This window comes from Saccharopolyspora erythraea NRRL 2338, assembly GCF_000062885.1.
In the GTDB taxonomy this organism is placed as follows: domain Bacteria; phylum Actinomycetota; class Actinomycetes; order Mycobacteriales; family Pseudonocardiaceae; genus Saccharopolyspora_D; species Saccharopolyspora_D erythraea.
This window is the reverse complement of the sequence record NC_009142.1, coordinates 25,102-42,111: the sequence shown is the minus strand read 5'-3', so window position 1 is coordinate 42,111 and position 17,010 is coordinate 25,102. Positions and strand designations below refer to the sequence as shown.

Below are 17,010 nucleotides of genomic sequence, written 5' to 3'. Positions count from 1 at the left end.
GGCTGTCAGCTCACGCGGCGGGCCTGCACGGCGACGCCGGTGAGCTCGTAGATGCGCAGTCCGGGTTTCCACACGTTCGCGTCGGCCACCACGACCACCCGGTCGTCGTCGACGCGGACGTCGGTGATGTGCGCGTCGAAGGTCATCTCGCCGTCGGTGCGCAGGATCTGGCCTCGGTACTTCCACTCCATCCGCTCGTCGACCGGCGTTGCGAAGGTCGCCTCGCCCAGGTGCCCGGCGAGCCCGGTCTCCAGTACGTACAGGTGCAGGGCCTGGATGACGGCTTCGACGCCGAGCGAGCCGGGCATCACCGGGTCGCGGTGGAAGTGGCAGTCGAAGTACCACTCGTGCGGGTCTATCTCGCGCCGGCCGCGCAGGTAGCCCCTGCCGTGCTCGCCGCCGTCCTCGACCAGGTCGACCTCGTCGACCAGCCGCAGGTGCCCGCCGGAGAGCCGCAGCCCGTCGCGCGGGGTGAACCAGCGCTCGTCGGAGCGCACCGGGACGGTGCGCACCCGCGCGGGGTCGATGTCGGTCTGCCGGTCGAGCCACGGTGCGACGTGGCTGCCGGAGTCGAGACCGACCTGGTTGGCCAGCGCCTGCTCGGTGAAGTAGCCGAACAGCGACTCGCCGCGGTAGAACACCTCGCCGTCGGCGGAGAGCTCGTAGCGGAAGCGCTGCAGGATCGCCCCGGTCGCGGTGCCGCTGGAGAGCATCGTGGTCTCGTGCCGGATAGTCCTGCCGCGCAGGTCGACGCGCTTGACCAGCTCGGCGTTGCCGTCCAGGTTGCGGATGCTCAGCTCCTGGTGCGGGTGCTCCAGCGTCGCGCCGAGGTAGTAGCCGAGCAGGATGGCGGCCTGCAGGGAGGTCTCCATGTAGACGCAGTTCGGGATGTCCTCGACCGCGGCCTCGCGGTGGAACCAGGCTTCCGGCGGGCAGTCGTACTCGGTGGCCATCGACACGCCCGGTTCCAGCCGCCCGCGCGTGCCGTCCAGCCGCATGATCCGGTCGACGAACCTGAAGTCGCCGTTGGGGATGTGCGGCGCGCGCCGGTCGTCGTAGACGTCGAACTCCGGTCCCATCGCGGTGCCCAGGTGGCCCTTGGCCGCGTGCGCGAGGTGCAGCTCGTTGATGAACGCCGCCTCGCCGGACTCGTTGCGCCTCGGCCGCACCTCGGGCACACCTCCTGCCCCGGGGCGGTACGGCGTGCCCGGCTTCTCCCGGACCTGGACGCCGAAGTCGCGCATGGCCACGATCGGCTTGTCCCCGTCGTAGACGGTGATGTCGGCGATCACGGTCGGGCGCGGCAGCATGGTGATCTCGGTGATCTCGACGTGGTAGTCGATGCGCGGGGTTTGCGGGGTGATCTGCCCGCGCACCTTGACCTCGGTCCGCAGCCCGGGCACCGACTGGAACTCCGCGTCGGGCAGCACCAGGTGCAGTCCGAGGTACATGGCGTAGACCTGCAGGATCTGCACGCCGCCCTCGGCCACCAACGATCCGGCCAGCACCGGATCACCCGGGAAATGGCACTCGAAATACCAGCCGTCCGGATCGAGGTGCTTGACCGCCGCCAGGTCACCCAGCTCGCGCGGTCCACCCTGCCGTTCGATCCGCGGCATCTCGTCGATCATGCGGAGCGCGTCGCCGGGCAGCCGCAGCGACGGGTTGAAGCCGTCGGCGGACTGGTCCCAGCTCGGCCCGAAGACCTCGCCGGGGCGGCCCTGCGCGAGCAGCCGCAGGTCGGCGGCCGTCAGCGAGGTGCGGCCGGTGCGGGCCAGGGGTTTGAAGTCGCTCGGCGTCATCGCCTCGCGGCGCCTGCGGTCGGCGTCGGTCTCGACGATGCCCAGCGACTCGTCCAGCTCCTCGCGGCTGAAGAACCCGGCGGACGCCTCCAGCAGCTCCAGGATCAGCTCGCCGTCGGCGTAGCAGCGGTAGTCGAAGAAGAACAGCAGCCGGTCGCCGGTGGACACGAAGCGGTCGATGCCGATCTCGTAGCGCAGCGTCTGGCCCCGCCGCGGCAGGTCGCCGTGGAAGACCAGGCTGCTGTCCAGCAGCCGGTACACCCGTTCGCCGCGGTTGCGGAAGTCGATGCCCAGGTAGCTGATCAGCAGCATGTCGCACTGGCCGGCCTCGATCGTCACCGCGCAGGGCACCAGGCCGTCCACCGCGTACCAGGGGTCGTCCGGGACGTCGTACTCGGTGGTCAGCGAGGAGGGTTCGTACTGCCCCGGGCGTGCGTCGAGGTCGGTCACGCGGCTGACGAACAGGTACGGCGGGGCGGGCAGCCGCACCCGCACCGGGTAGGAGTCGATCTCGGCGTAGGAAGGGCCGAAAACCTCGCTGATGCGTCCCTGGGCGAACTCCAGGAGGTCGGACTCGCCCCACACGACGCCCGGACGACCTCCGGTGGGCCCGCCCGACGGGGGATCGGCGGGCCCACCGGGGTCTGCCGCGGGCGGCTCGGTGCCGTGGGCTGAGCCGTTGCCGCTCGCGTCCGGTTCCGTCCTTTCCAGCTCGCGCAGCGCGCATTCCTGCAGCGCGGCCTGCGTGCGCAGCGCGCTGCGGTGCGCACGTCCGACGGTGGCCGCGATCGCCTGCACCGGCCCGGGAGCGCGCCGCTGTTCAGGCGGCGACGACCGTTGCCCGTGCTGCCGCGCCGGCGGTGCACCGCGCTGGGTGGGAACGGCGTGCGTCACCGTCGTGAGGTGCACGAACGGCTCGCGCTCGATGGTGATCGCCTCGTCGTCGGCCGGCCCCGCGTCTCGGTCCTCCGCCTGCACAGCGGCGTGCAGGACCGGCTCGGCCGCCTCGCGAACCCGCTCCACCACGGACTCGCCGCCGCAGGGCACGACGTGGGTCGTCGGGGCCTGGGCGGTGGAGTCGGGCATCCCCAGCAGCCGCGTCAGGTCCACCCGCATCCCGTGGCTGACCAGCCGGGCCACCGCCCTGGCCAGCGAGGCGCCGGCCGGTGCGCCGCGGCGGTCCAGCGACACCGCGACGTGCTCCCGCCCGTCGAGGGTGTCGTCGATCCACCGGGTGCACGTCGATCCGGGCCCCACCTCGACGAAGTAGCGGAACCCGCGCTCGTGAGCGGTCCGGGCCAGCCGGGCGAAGTCGATGGGTCCGCGCAGGGTCCGGGCGATCCGCTCGGCGATGCGACCGCGGTCGGCGAAGTCCACCGGTTCGTAGTCGTAGGCCGACAGCAGCTCCAGCCCGGGATCGGGATCGCCGAGCGGGTAGTCGTTGAGCGCGGCCAGCGCGTCCAGGTGCGGATCGACCAGCGGCACGTGCATCACGTGGTTCGCGGGCGCCTTGGCCGCCTGGCAGCCCACCCGCTCGACCAGCGCGCGGCACTGGCCCGGATCACCCGCGACCACGACTTCCTCCGGCGTGTTGACGTGGGTGAGGAAGACCCGGTCCAGCTCGCGCATGTGGCCGCGCACGGTTTCGGGGTCGGCCAGCAGGACGTGGGTGGACCAGACAGCCGAGTCCGCCGTCTCCGGAGCGAGGTCCCAGCTCCGCCGCACCTGCCGCTTGGGGCCGCGCAGCTCGTCCCGGAACAGCGGACTGGCCGCGAGCGCGGTGTCGTCGCGGGCCTGCGCCGACCACACCCCGGTCGCGAAGAGCATGCTGCTCTCGCCGAGGCTGTAGCCGAACCCGCCGTCCGGCCGCACACCCAGCACGTCCCGCAGCATCCTGGTGGCCAGCACCGCGAAGTTGGTGCCGGTGGCGAGCATGACCGGGATGTCGTCCAGCAGCTCGGCCTCGTGGCGCAGCAACGTGCGCCGGTCGAGCGGCTCCCGCGCCCGCGGGTAGAGCTCGCGGTGCTTGAAGCGCTCGGCAGGGTGCTCGCACTCGGCCTCGAAGTCGGCGAGCAGCTCGGGGAACAGGCGGAACATCTCGCGCCCCGCCCCCGGATAGGTCGTGAACGCACCGGGGTAGACCAGCGCGACGCGGCCCTGCGGTCCCAGCGGCCGGCCGGTGCAGAAGCTGCCCGCCGGCGTGCTCCACTCGCCGTCGGCGACCGCGGCGGGCAGGTCTCGCTCGGCGCTGCGCAGTTCCTCGCGCAACCCGTCGCCGCTGTCCGACACCAGCACCGCCGTCAGCCTCGCGCTCTGCGCGCCGTGCGCGTGCTCCCAACACAACGCGAGCGCGTCGCCGCCGGAGTCGAGCTCGGCGGCGCACCGGGCGGCCTGCTCGGCGATCCCTTCGGCGTCGTCGGCGGAGAGCGCGAGCACCAGCGGTCCGGCGACGTGGGCCGTGCGCACCGCGTCGCCGGTGGCCACCTGCCCCGACGACAGGACCAGGTGCGCGGCGGTGCCGCTGCCGACCGCGCTCAGCGCGGCGATCCTGCGGCCGTCGCGGTGGCGGCGCAGCCACGGGCGCGGCTCGTCCACGCGGTAGAAGGCGCTCTCGGCAAGCTCGGGTCCGGCGAGCGGCGGCTCGGCCGGGGTCGCGGGCAGTTCTGCCCCGTCCAGGCACAGCGCGACCTTCACCAGCGACGCGACCGCGCAACCGGCCTGCGTGTCGCCGACCAGCGGCGCCAGCCCGCCGACGGCGCAGGACAGGTCGTCGGCGCGGTAGGCCCCGGCCAGCTCGGCGACCTCGGTGGCGAGCCCGTCCGAGGTCGCCGATCCCAGCTCCAGGTAGTCCACCTCGGATGCGTCCGAGCCCGCGGCGCGAAGGGCTTCGCGAGCAGCGGACCCGGGGTCCGGCCGCAGGCTGACCGAGTCGACCGTGGCGTACTCCTGACCCTCCGGGCCGACCTGCCCGGCGCGGGTCAGCACGACCGCCGCCGCGCCGTCGCCCAGCGGCGGCAGCTCCTCGCCGCGCTCGTCGGCGAGCCGTGCGCGGGCGTTGACGTTGGCCGGTCCGCAGGCCAGGTCCACGCCGCCCACGACGACGGCCTCGATGCTCTCGTCGAGCAGCAGCAGACCGGCGATCTCCACCGCACGCGCGCCCGCGGTGCGGTCGGCGGAGATCGTGAACGACGGTCCGACCAGGTTGCGCGACGCGGAGATCCGGCTGGACATGATGTTGCCGATGTAGGAGAGCACCTCGTTGGCGCCGATCGGCTCGTGCACGGCGTCGCGCACCGACCGCTCCAGGCGCTTTAGGACCTCGCCGCCGAGCTCGACTCCCGCCCGCGCGCATTCGGCGCGGACGTGCGCGCCGATGTCGAAGCGCGCGCGGTGGGTGTGGGTGTGCGGCTCCATCTCCATCGCCACGACCACCGCGACGCGGCGGGCCGGTCGCCGCTCGGCGCCGGAGGTCTCCTCCGGTTGGTCGAACCCGGCGTCGGCGAGCGCGGCGTCGGCGGCCTCGAACATCATCAGGTGCTGCGGGTTCGCCTGGTTCAGCTCGAACGGCGGGATGCGGTAGGTGGAGAGGTCGACCTTGAGCTGCTCGGCGTAGCCCGACTCGCCGAGCTCACCGGGCGGCTCCGCGATGTCGTCCGCGCCGTACCAACGGCCGGCCGGGCGTTCCCGCAGGCCGCTCTCCGCTCGGCGCACCTTGCGCTGGAGCGGCGCGGTCGTCTCCAGCGGACCCAGCCTGGCGCCCACGCCGGTGACGGCCATGCGGGGAACCCGCCGCGACGGTGCGTGCCGCGAAGGCTCCGGACCGGGCTCGGAGGAGAGCACCAGGTGCGCGTTGGTGCCGCCGAAGCCGAACGCCGACACCCCCGCGCGGCGCGGACGACCCGCGGTTTCCGGCCACGCGCGCTCCTCGAGCACCACGCGCCGGGCGGCGGCCTCACCTCCCGACGGGCTCAGCGCTTCGCCGACGCCCGGCGTCGCGGGGATCCGGCCCTCCCGCATCGCCATGATGACCTTGAGCATGCTGGTCAGCCCGGCGGCGGTGAGCAGGTGTCCCACGTTGCCCTTGACCGAGCCCAGCAGCGGCGCGCTCCCGCGTCCGTCGAAGAACTCGCTGAGGCTGCGCAGCTCCGTGGAGTCCCCGAGCGGTGTGCCGGTCGCGTGGCACTCGACGTAGTCCACGGTGGCCGGATCGACGTCGGCGTAGGCGGCGCGGTAGGCGTCGAGCTGCCCCGCCGCGTCCGGGCTGAGCACGTGCCTGCCCGCACCGTCGTTGCCGAGACCGATCGACTCGACCACGGCGTGGACGCGGTCGCCGTCGGCCAGCGCGTCGGGAAGCCGCTTGAGCACGAACGCGCCCGCGCCCTGGCCGGTCACGATGCCGGAGGAGCGCGCGTCGAACGGCTGGCTGACGTCGTCGTCGGAGGGCAGGGCGCGCAGGTCGGAGAAGGAGAGCTGGATCAGCAGCGGGTCCGGCGCGCACACGGCGCCGGCCAGCATCACGTCGGCCGCACCGGTGAGCAGGTAGTCGCGGGCGAGCGCGATGCCGTAGAGGGTGGACGAGCACGCCGCGTCCAGCGCCAGGTGCGGTCCTCCGAGCCCCAGCGCGGTGTGCACCACACAGGCGGGCAGGCCGCTGGCCCACACGCTGCGCGGATCGGCGTCGGGCCGCGGGGACGCGTCGTCGGGCAGCGGCAGTCCCGCGCGGCGCAGCCCGTCGCTGACCTGCGCGCGCAGCATCGGCAGCACGAAGCGCGTGGACTCCTCGGTCGGGAACGAGTAGTTGCCCAGCACCAGGCCAGTGCGGGCGAGGCCTTCGCCGGACTCCGGCAGCCCGGCGTCGGCCAGCGCCCGCCGGGCGGTGTGCAGGGGCCAGCGCACGACCCGGCCGAGACCGTCGAGCTCCTCGGCGGGCAGGCCGAGACCTTCCAGGTCGGTCTCGACCTCGCCGACGAAACCGCCGCGGGTCGTCGTGATCGAGTGCTGGTCGTCGCCCCATCCGCCGGGCACGCTCGGGTCGGTGCCGAACACCTCGCGACCACCGTGGCTGCGCTGGTCGGCGCCCTCCCGCAGGCTCGCCCAGAACTCCTCGGGGGTGCTCGCGCCCGGCAGCAGGCACGACATCCCGACGACGGCGATCGGTGTACCGCTGGACATCTCAGCTCCCCCGCTCGCTGCGCGTGAACTTGCTTTCCAATGCCGTGCTGACCACCGCGTCGACGTCGCGGAACCGCAGGAGCACCCCGCCCGCGGGATCGCAGGCGGTGGCGGTGGCCCGCACCGAGCCCTCCGCGGCCCGGACCTCGTCGACGACGACGTGGAACGGTTCGCCGTCCGGCAGCGGCGCGTGCGGTTCGACGCTCCCGACGGCGGTGGGCAGGCTGGGCCGGCCGAGGTGCCGGCGCACCCACACCAGGACCGCTTGGAGCAGCAGGTCGGCGTGCTCCGGCCGGTAGGCGGCGACCTCGTAGGCGCCGTCGGCGATGCCCGCCGCGCGGAGCCGGCAGCCCAGCACGAGCCGGTCGTCGTCGGCGAGCAGCCGCTCGATGCCGCGCAGCGCCGGGCCGTGGAACAACGTCCCGTCGGAGTACGGGTCCAGCGGCTCCCCCGCCGTCGTCGGTGGCAGGTCGCGCAGCGGTTCGGCGGTAGGCGGTTCCGTGCGCGCGGCTGCCCGGTACCGCGGTTTGCCGGTGTCGTCCGAGGCGGTGACATCGTCACCCACCGCCAAGTGCAACGCCGGCACCGATCCGTCGAAGACGACGCCGCTGAGCACCTGGAACTCCTCCAGCGCTCGCACATCAGGGCGCACCTGGCGCACCGCGTTGAGCATTCCGCCGATCGCGACCGCGGCCGGCAGTACCGCGGCACCGCCGATGACGTGGTCGGCGATCACCGGGTCGTCGGTGAGCGGGCCGAGGTCGCGGCGCAGGTGCACTTCCCCGTCCTGCCGCGGCGGTACCCGCTCGGACAGCGGCTTGCCGGGGCCGACAACGCACACCACATCACCGGAGCGTTCGGGCCGGAACTCGTTGACGAACACGTCCACACCGCTCTGGAGCGGGATCAGCTCGACGCCCCGCTCGGCGAACATCCTGGCGAGCTCGGGGGTGACCATGCCGCCGTCCCATGCTCCCCAGTTGACGGCCGTGACCGACGCATCCGGGTGGTCCCGCTTGAACGCGCAGGCCAGCGAGTTCAGCGCGGCGTTGGCCATGCCGTAGTCGGACTGCCCCCGGTTGCCGAAGAACCCAGCCACCGACGAGAACAGCATCAGGTGGCGCAGGCGGTCCTGGTCGACCGCGCCGAGCACCGAGCGCAGGCCCGCCAGCTTCGGCGCGAGGACCCGCGTGACCTCCGGCTCCTGCTTGGCGGTGATGAGCTGGTCGGCCAGCACCCCGGCGCCGTGCACAACGCCGGTGACGCGGTCGCGGTATGCCGCCAGCGCCTCGGCGGTCGCCGCCGCGTCGGTGGTGTCGACCGGCAGGTACTCGGCGAACGCACCGCTCTCGCGGATCGACGCCAGGGTCTGGCGGATCTCCCGCTGCGCGACGAGCTCCCGTTGCAGGCCGCCGACTTCGCGCGGTGTGGGCTTGCGCCCCTCGGCTCGCAGGTGGTCGGCGATGGCCGCCTTCAGCTCGGCATCGCCGCTGACGCCTTCGGCCCACGGCGGTTCGTCGGCCGGCTCGGTGCGTCCGAGCAGCAGCGCGCCGCAGCCGTATCGCCTGGCCAGACCGACCGTGCACGCGGCCGTGACACCGCGTCCGCCACCGGTGACAACCAGCAGGTCGTCAGGCCCCGGTTCTGGTGCCGCGCAGCCGCCGGCGGAGCCGTCCGCGTCGGCCGCTTCGACCGTCCAGCGGGCACCGTCGCCCGAGTAGCCGGTCTTCACCAGGTCCGAGCGCGCGTCGTGCAGCTCGGCCACCACGAGTTCGGCGCAGCGCTCCTCGGAGAGTTCCGGGTCCAGGTCGAGCGAGCGGCAGAACAGCGCGGGAGCCTCGATCGCCAACGTGGAGACCAGGCCGACCACCCCGCCGAGCACGGCATTCGCCATGTCCCCGGCACCGGACATCCCGAGCCCGCCGTCGATCCGGGTGACCGTCACGAACGCCGCGCGCCCGGACTCCGCGACCCGCTCCAGCGGCTCCTGCACGCGACCGGCCAGCAACAGCGCTTCGGTCAGCGCCGACGACGCCCGGTCCCAGTCGGCGGGCCGCTCGGGTGCCAGCCAGAGGACCACGTCGGGTTCGCCGCCGTCGCCGGGCTCCTCGTGCCGGACCCGCCAGCCCGCGGCGCACAGAGCATCGGCGAGCGCGGTGCTCAGCGGCGACTGCTCACCGGCGACCAGCACCACCGGGTCGGTGCGGTACGCGCCCGCGAGGTGGTCGGGGGCGGGGAGCCGGCTCGTGCGCGCCGGCATCCGCCCGATCAGGCTTTTGGGGCTTGAGCCTGCCCGCCTTCCGACGCTCCGGCGCTCGCGATGAGGCCGACGATATCGTCCAGCGTGCGCAGCTCGGCGAGCTCCTCCGGGCTGGGTTCGGGCATCGCCGGGAACCGCTCCCGCAGGCCGCCCATGATCTCGACCCGCTTGATCGAGTCGATGCCCAGGTCGGCCTCGACGTCCATCCCGGGATCGAGCATGTCGGCCGGGTAGCCGGTCTTGGCGGCGACGATGTCCAGCAGCGTCCGGCGCACCTCTTCGGCGTCGGCAGGCCCACCACCGGACTCCGGCTCGCCGCTCGCGGTCCGCGCCGGCTCGGCCGGGGCGACGGCGTCCCCCGCCTGCTGCGGCGGTTCCGGCGCCTGCGGCGGTACCGGGGCGGGAGCGGGCTCCGGCGCGGGAGTTGGCAGCGCGATCTGCTCTTCCGGCTCCGGTGCCGGGGCTGCCGGCTGGGCGGGCGGCGCGGGCTGGTCGCTGTAGGCGGTCGGCATCCGGCGCGGCGGGACGGCCGGTGACGGCGGCGCCCCCGTTTCCATCTCGGCGAAGCCGCGGAGCACGTCGCTGGCGTGCATGTGGCTCTCGCCCACGGTGACGCTCTGCTGCGCGACCGCGGAGATGCCCGAGATCATGCCGTCGCGGGGCCCTTGCTCGGACTCCCGTTGCAGCATCGAGCTCAGTTGCTGCGCCACCCGGAGCTGGCCGTCGAGGAACTCGCGGTGCGCGGCCATGTGCTCCGCGGCGACCGAGCCCGGTCCGAAGGCCGCAGGCACGCCGTCATGCGCCGCCGGCTGCCGGTCGTCCGCGGGCTGCTGCCCCGACGCCTGGCCGTTGTGCTGCCTCGCGACCTGGCCGTCGGACTGCTGCGCCGGTGCGTGGCCGTCGGACTGCTGCGCCGGTGCGTGGCCGTCGGACTGCTGCCTCGCCACCTGACCGTTCGACGCCTGCGCCGGTGCGTGGCCGTTGGACTGCTGCCTCGCCACCTGACCGTTCGACGCCTGCGCCGGTGCGTGGCCGTTGGACTGCCGCGCATGGCCGTTCGCCGGGGGCGGCGGTGCGTCGCCGTTGCCGGTCTGCGCGGCCGCGCCGCCCTGCTGGTCGACGCGGTAGCCGTTCTGGAGTGCTTCGCGGTATGCCTCGCGGCGTGCTTCGGACACGTGGTTCACACCATTCAACGGAATCGTCATCCCCTTGCCCGGCTCGCGCCGGGCGGGCTCGGCGGCATAGCGGTTGAGGCGCGTCAGCGGGGCGCCGAGCACCACCAGCCGGGCCGCGAGCTGCTTGAGCGCGCGGTCGCCGTCGCGGTCGGGACCGGCGTCGGCGCTGAGCACGACGACGTCGCCCCGGTCGGCAAGGGTGCGCCGGACCATGCCGGAGAGCAGGGATCTGGGACCGAACTCGACGAAGACCCGGAAGCCGTCGTCGTGGAGCTGCTCCAGGCGCGGAGCGAACGAGAGCGTGCTGGTGAGCTGGCCGACCAGCACATCGCGGTTGGCCTCCTCGTCGGGGCCGTAGGAGGCGCCCGCGGTGTCGGCGTAGACCGGGAAGGCGGGCTCCCGCACCGCCACACCGGCGACCTCGGCGGCGAACGGTTCGACCGCGTGCGCCACGTACCGGGTGTGGAAGGCGCCCGACACCGGCAGCGGGCGGACGTCCACGCCGGCGTCGCGGGCGGCCGAGACGAACTCGCCGACCGCCTCGGTGCCGCCACCGACCACGGTCTGGTCCGGTGCGTTGAGGTTGCACACCACGACGTCGTCGTGGCCGTCCAGCAGCTCCCGGACCCGCTCGGGGCCCGCGCTCACCGCGGCCATCGTGCCGGGGTCGGCGCCGCCGTCCGGGGAGACCGCCATGGCGCGGCCCCTGGCGCGGGCGAGCCGGTGGAAGCCGTCGTCGTCGAGGCTGCCCGCCGCCCACAGCGCGGTCAGCTCGCCGAAGCTGTGCCCGAGGGCGCCGTCGGCGCGGAACCCGAGCTCGGCGAGGAAGCGGTGCTGTCCGGACGAAAGTGCGCCGATCGCAGGCTGGGCGTGCTCGGTGCGGCGCAGCTCCTCCTGCTGCGCCTTGCCGGTCTCCTCGTCGAACGCCGGGGGCGGGAACACCACCCGGCCAAGCGCCGTCGAAGCGGATGCGGCGTCGAAGGCGGCTCGCACCGGCGGCACCGCGACGGCGGCGCGAGCGCCCATCCCGACGTACTGGCTGCCCTGCCCGGCGAACAGCGCGGCGACCTTGCCGCCCCGTTCGGACCCGACCAGCGACCGGCTGCGGTAGTGGGCACCGCCCGGGAGGTCGAAGGACTCCTGCCCAGGCTCGGAGCTCAGCCGCTCGATGCTCTGCTCGCGCAGGCTCGCGAGCTCATGCTCATCGGTGGCGACCACGGCCAGCCTGGCGTCCTCGGCGGGGACCGGTTCCTGCGGATCGATGCCCTCGGCGTCCTGCCGCAGCGCGTCGAGCAGTTCGTCCGCGGTCGGGGCGTGCCAGACGTGCACGCGCGTTCCCGGATGCAGTCTCCTGGTCGACGAAGTTGCCGCGTGCTCTTCGAGCACGGCGTGGAAGTTTGTGCCCCCGAAGCCGAACGACGACACCGCCGCGCGCCGCACCGGCCGGTCGGGGTCGTGCACCCAGGGCCGGGTCCGCGCGGCGACGTGGAACGGGGAGTTGGCGAAGTCGGCGTCGCGCCGCGGCTGCTCGACGTTGATCGTCGGTGCCAGCACCTTCTCGTGCAGCGCGAGCGAGACCTTGATCAGGCTGGCCGCGCCCGCGGCGGCCTTGGTGTGCCCGATCTGCGACTTCACGCTGCCCACGGCGGCGAACTGGGTGTCGTCGGACTCGGCCGCGTAGACCTCCCGCAGCGCCGAGAGCTCGGTGAGGTCGCCCACCGCGGTTCCGGTCCCGTGGCACTCCACCAGCCCGACCTGGTCCGGCCCGAAGCCGGCGTCCTGGTAGGCCCTGCGCAGCGCGAGCACCTGGCCTTCCTTGCGCGGCGCGTAGATGCTCTTGGACCGGCCGTCGCTGGCCGACCCCATGCCGCGCAAGACCGAGTAGACGCGGTCACCGTCGCGCTCGGCGTCCTCCAGCCGCTTGAGGGCGAGCATGCCCATGCCCTCGCCGATGAGCGTGCCGTCGCTGGACTCGTCGAACGGCCGGATGCGGCCGCTGCGGGAGAACGCCGGGGTCTTGGAGAAGCACAGGTACATCAGGATCGTGTTCTCCGCGTCGCAGCCGCCGGTGACCATCAGGTCCGCGCGGCCCGACACCAGCTCGTCGACGGCCATGTCCACCGCGGCCAGCGAGCTGGCGCAGGCCGCGTCGACGGTGCAGTTCTTGCCGCCGAAGTCGAACCGGTTCGCCAGCCGGCCGGCCACGACGTTGCCCAGCATGCCGGGGAAGGAGTTCTCCTCCCACGGGGCGAACGCGCGGGTGAACTTGTCGGCGATGGCGTCGGCGTCCTGCTCGGTCAGCCCGCAGGACCGCACGACCTCCTTGAGCACCGGTGTCTGCAACCGGGTGGCCAGCGGCTGGGTCAGCGAGTTCGCGCCGGTGACCCCGAGGACCGCGCCCGTGCGCGACGGGTCGTACCACTCGGCGCCCCGCACGCCCGCGTCGTCCAGCGTCTGCTTGGCCACCACCAGGCTCAGCAGTTGCAGCACGTCGGTGACCTCGAGCATGTTCGGCGGCAGCCCGAACTCCATCGGGTCGAAGTCGACGGTGGGCACGAAACCGCCGCGCTTGCAGTAGGTCTTGTCGGGTGCTTCCGGGTCGGGGTCGTAGTGGTCGTCGATCCGCCAGTGCGACTCCGGGACCTCTTCGATGCAGTCCCGCGCCTCGACGACGTTGCTCCAGAACTCGCCGAGGTCGCCGGAGCGCGGGAACAGCGCGCCCAGCCCGACCACGGCGACCGGGTTGTCGGCCAGTCTGCGTTGCGCGGTTGGTGTCATGACGGTTGCCTGCCAGTCGTGCGGGATGGGGCGGGGGCACGGGAACCGCCGCGCTCCAGCGCGGCGTCGGCGAGGACCGCGACGGCGTCGGGATCGGACAGCATCGAGTAGTGGTCGCCGGGGCAGTCCAACGTGGACAGACCGGCTGCTGCGAGCTGGTCCCAGCCGAGCGGTCTGCTGCCGCCGAGCAGCCCGGAGCGGGGACGCACCAGCGTGATGGGCACGTCCACGGGCTTGGCGGCGTGGTCGCGCGCGACCCGGTCGTTGCGCAGGAGTCCCCGCGAGTACGCGCGGTAGACGCTGCGCAGGCCCGCCACGCTGGTGTCGGGCGGCAGCGCGCCCGCGTCGAGGACCGCGGTGAGCGCGCGCTGCAGGCCCGCTTCGACGTCCATGCCGCGGACGTCGCCGGCGTCGAGGTCGATGGCGACGCCGCGCTTGGCGCCGAGGTACATCGCGAACCACGGCAGCAGCAGCTCCGGGCCGATCTCGTCGTCGGTCGTGGTGGTGAACTCGGCCACCGGGGCGATGCTGTCGGCCACCAGCAGCCGGCGCGGACGCTTCCGCGGCGCCGACCTGGCGGCCACCGCGTAGCCGACCACACCCCCGAACGACCAGCCGCCGAGGACAACGTCATCGCCCAGCAGGCCGTGTGCCGCCAGCTCGCGGTGGACCCGCTCGGCCACGCCGTCCAGCGACAGGCCGGTGTCGTGGTCGGTCAGCGCCGCCTCGAAGTACTCCGGGACCTTCTCCAGGTCCACCACGTGCAGCGAGGTGTCGCCGGAGAGCTCCGCCGCGAGCGGCCGGTAGCAGCTCAGCGGCAGCGCGCCGGGGTGCACGAGCACGACCCGGCGGCCGGGACCGCTGCCGGCCAGCAGCTCCCGGACCAGCGGCTCATCCCCCCGCATTGCCGCCCCCGTACTCCTGGGCGATGTGCCGGGAGAGGTCGGAGATCGTCGGGTGGTACCAGAGCGCGGTGGCCTCCAGCTCGAAGCCGAGCCACTTCTCCAGCTCACCGGAGAGCACCAGCGCCTCGGTGGAGTCCAGGTCGAACTCGTCGAAGTACATGTCCACGTCGACCTTGGCCGGCTCGACGTCGAGCTTGTAGGCCATCTTGTCGACCAGCCACCGCTCGACCTGCTCGGGGGTGAGCGTGCCGGTGCTGTTGGTGGTCTCTGCCATGGGAACGGCTCCTTCGCGGCAGGGTCGGTGTTCTTCAGGCCACTGCCCGGTCGGCGGCGTCGCGCCGCACGGACTCGGCGGCCGCGGACCCGGAGTCGAAAGCCGACTCGTGCGAGCCGACGATGTCCGGACCCATCCGGCGGCTGTGGAAGTAGGAACCGGCGAACTTCACCCGCGAGCCCTCGTTGACCGAGTGGATGTCGGGCTGCATGCGCCGGACGTCGATGGTGAAGATCGGGTGCCGGTAGTCGAACCGCTCGATCAGCCGGCTCTCGTCGATGGGCACCGGGCAGTCGAGGGTGACGAAGTAGTCGTGCTCGGAGGTCAGGCCCTGCAGCTCGTTGAGGTAGTAGACGACCCACGAGTCCTGGGTGCCACCCCCGCGGAGCCGGCCGTAGTTCCAGCTCCGCCAGCGGCCGCGGTCGGCGGGCATGACGGCCGGATCGGTGTGCAGGTCCACCCTGGTCCGGTGGTAGCGAACGGCCTCCAGCATCCGCTGCCGCTCGGTCGGACGGTCCAGCACCGCCAGGGCGTCGTCGGCGTGCGTCGCCAGCACCGCGTAGTCGAAGTGCTCCACGCCTTCGTCCGTGCGCACCGCGACGCCGTCCTCCTGCTCCCGCACCCGGGTCACTGGCGCGTTCACCCGGACTTCGTTGCCGCAGCGGCGCAGTTCCTCCACCGCCGCGCGCACGTAGTGCACGCTGCCGCCGGTGACCGTCCGCCAGGGCACCGCGCGCCCTCCCAGTCCTTCGGCGCCGTGGGCGAGGAAGAACGCCACCACGGTGCTCGCGGGCATGTCCCAGATCCGTTCGGCGGGTACCGACCACGCCGCGGTGGAGACCAGCACGACGAACCCGTACTTGAACTCCTCGCTGTAGCCGTTGCGGTCCAGGTACTCGCCGAGCGGGCAGTCGGTGCGCTTGCGGATGAAGTCGCGCGGCGACTCGCGGTAGAAGCGCGTCGCCTCCTCCCACAGCCGCACGAACTCGTCGGGGTAGCGCTCCCGAACCTGCTCCGCCGTCAGGTCGAAGTCCTCCGACACGTAGGCCGTCGGGCTGTCGAGGTCGAAGAACGAGAACCGGCCCGGATGCTCGCGGGTCGCGACGCCGAGGTGGTCGAAGAACCGGGTGATCTCCGGGTAGTGCGGCTCGTTGTAGACGACGAAGGCGGTGTCCAGGCCCAGCGTCCGGCCGTCGTCGGTGACCTCGACCGTGCGGGCGTGCCCGCCCGGCCGGTCGGACGCCTCGAACACGGTCACGTCCGCGTCCGAGCGCAACCGGTGCGCGGCCGAGATGCCGGCGGCGCCGGCGCCCACCACAGCGACTCGCACACTCACCACGTCCCTCCTCACAGGTCGTCGCGGACGAGCGGGACCCGTCTCGCGCGGTGACCTCGCGCGTGGCTCGACGCGGAGTCGGCTCGCCCGCGAGATCCACCCGTACAGAGCGGGCTGCGCCGCCGCGGGATACATGCCGAGGCGGATCCGGATCGACGGCGCCGGTGACGTATCCACGCGCGCCCGCGCCGCCTCGGTGTAGGTGAGGACACGTCCAAACCGACCGCACCAGGAGGAGGACGTCGTGACGCTCGCCGGAAAGGTCAGGGCGGCCAAGGGGGCCACCAGCCCCACCGCGGAGCTGTGCGCGGTGATCCGGGCAGCCGAGACGCAGCAGCCGGAGCGGTCGCGACTGCTCGACGACCCGTTCGCCCAGTACTTCCTGCAGAACTGGCGGTTCCGGACCACTCATCCGTTCCCGCCCGTCTTCAGGCTCTGCCTGCGCATGGCCGACCGCCGCTACACCGGTCTGCTGGCCGAGGTGGTGCTGCGCCACCGCTTCTGCGACGAGGTCGTCGAAGCCGAGGTCGCGGCCGGTTGCACGCAGGTCGTGCTGCTCGGTGCCGGGTACGACACCACCGCGCTGCGCCACGACTTCGGCCCCGGCGTGGTCGTCTACGAGGTCGACAAGCCCGACACCCAGGCCGAGAAGACGGCCATCATGCGGCGGAACTCCTTGCGGCCCAAGGGACGCGTGCAGTACGTGACGTGCGACTTCGCCGCCGGCGACGACCTGGGCGAGCGGCTCACCTCGCAGGGGTTCGACCCCGCGCTCCCGTCGGTGGTGCTCTGGATGGGCGTCACCTACTACCTGCCGGGCGACTCCGTGCTGGACACCCTCGGCAAGCTCGGCGCCATCACCGCACCGGGCAGCAAGGTCGTGCTGGACTACATGGACGCCTCGGTCGTCAGCGGCTCCGGCGACGACTCGGCGCGGCGGGCGAGGCAGCTCGTGGCCAGCGGCGGCGAGCCGTTCGTCTTCGGCGTCGAGTCCGACGACATCCGCGCCTTCTGCGACGCGGGCGGGTTCGGCGTCGCCGAGCACCACCGCATCCCGGACCTCCTGCGCCGCTACGGCGACGACGACCGCTTCTGGCTCACGGTCGTCGACTACATGGGAGTGGTGGTGCTGGAGAAGGAGAACGCGCCGGCCGCCTGAGCGGGCTCCCGCCCAGGACGACCGGTGCGGCTCCCTCACTTCGAAGCGGCGAAGCCGCTTGGCCCACCCCCGCAACCCGCACCGCCGCGGGTTCTCAGGCGTCCTCTGGCGAGGACGGCTATTTCGCAGCGTATGCGCATACGTCAGAA

Annotated in this window: 7 protein-coding genes; 1 reads left to right on the top strand and 6 read right to left on the bottom strand. The window is 73.1% G+C overall.

Annotation, left to right across the window (positions count from 1 at the left end; genetic code table 11):
- Positions 1 to 5: 5 nt before the first annotated feature.
- From SACE_RS00110 to SACE_RS00085, 6 genes are read right to left on the bottom strand one after another with little or no spacing between them, the layout of a single operon-like run.
- Positions 6 to 6,974, bottom strand: a complete 6,969-nt coding sequence (locus SACE_RS00110) for a beta-ketoacyl synthase N-terminal-like domain-containing protein (protein WP_009945667.1) — start codon at positions 6,972 to 6,974, stop codon at positions 6 to 8.
- Between the two features lies 1 nt (position 6,975).
- Entirely contained in the window at positions 6,976 to 9,234 is a 2,259-nt protein-coding gene (locus SACE_RS00105; RefSeq protein WP_009945668.1) for a KR domain-containing protein, read from the bottom strand.
- An 8-nt stretch (positions 9,235 to 9,242) separates the two neighbouring features.
- On the bottom strand, positions 9,243 to 13,187 hold the full coding sequence (locus tag SACE_RS00100) for a type I polyketide synthase (RefSeq protein ID WP_009945670.1): 3,945 nt from the start codon (positions 13,185 to 13,187) through the stop codon (positions 9,243 to 9,245).
- Positions 13,184 to 14,092 (bottom strand): thioesterase domain-containing protein, encoded by a 909-nt coding sequence (locus tag SACE_RS00095; RefSeq protein ID WP_009945671.1) that lies wholly within the window; start codon positions 14,090 to 14,092, stop codon positions 13,184 to 13,186. The genes SACE_RS00100 and SACE_RS00095 overlap by 4 nt, the downstream gene beginning before the upstream one ends.
- Positions 14,079 to 14,366: an acyl carrier protein gene (locus tag SACE_RS00090; RefSeq protein ID WP_009945673.1), complete on the bottom strand. Its 288-nt coding sequence runs from the start codon at positions 14,364 to 14,366 to the stop codon at positions 14,079 to 14,081. Before SACE_RS00090 ends, SACE_RS00095 begins: the two co-directional genes overlap by 14 nt.
- A 34-nt stretch (positions 14,367 to 14,400) precedes the next feature.
- Positions 14,401 to 15,702, bottom strand: coding sequence for an NAD(P)/FAD-dependent oxidoreductase (locus SACE_RS00085; RefSeq protein WP_044547048.1), 1,302 nt, complete (start codon positions 15,700 to 15,702; stop codon positions 14,401 to 14,403).
- Between the two features lie 244 nt (positions 15,703 to 15,946).
- Here SACE_RS00085 and SACE_RS00080 point away from each other — a divergent pair, with 244 nt between their 5' ends.
- Positions 15,947 to 16,861, top strand: a complete 915-nt coding sequence (locus SACE_RS00080) for a class I SAM-dependent methyltransferase (protein WP_009945676.1) — start codon at positions 15,947 to 15,949, stop codon at positions 16,859 to 16,861.
- Positions 16,862 to 17,010 lie beyond the last annotated feature (149 nt).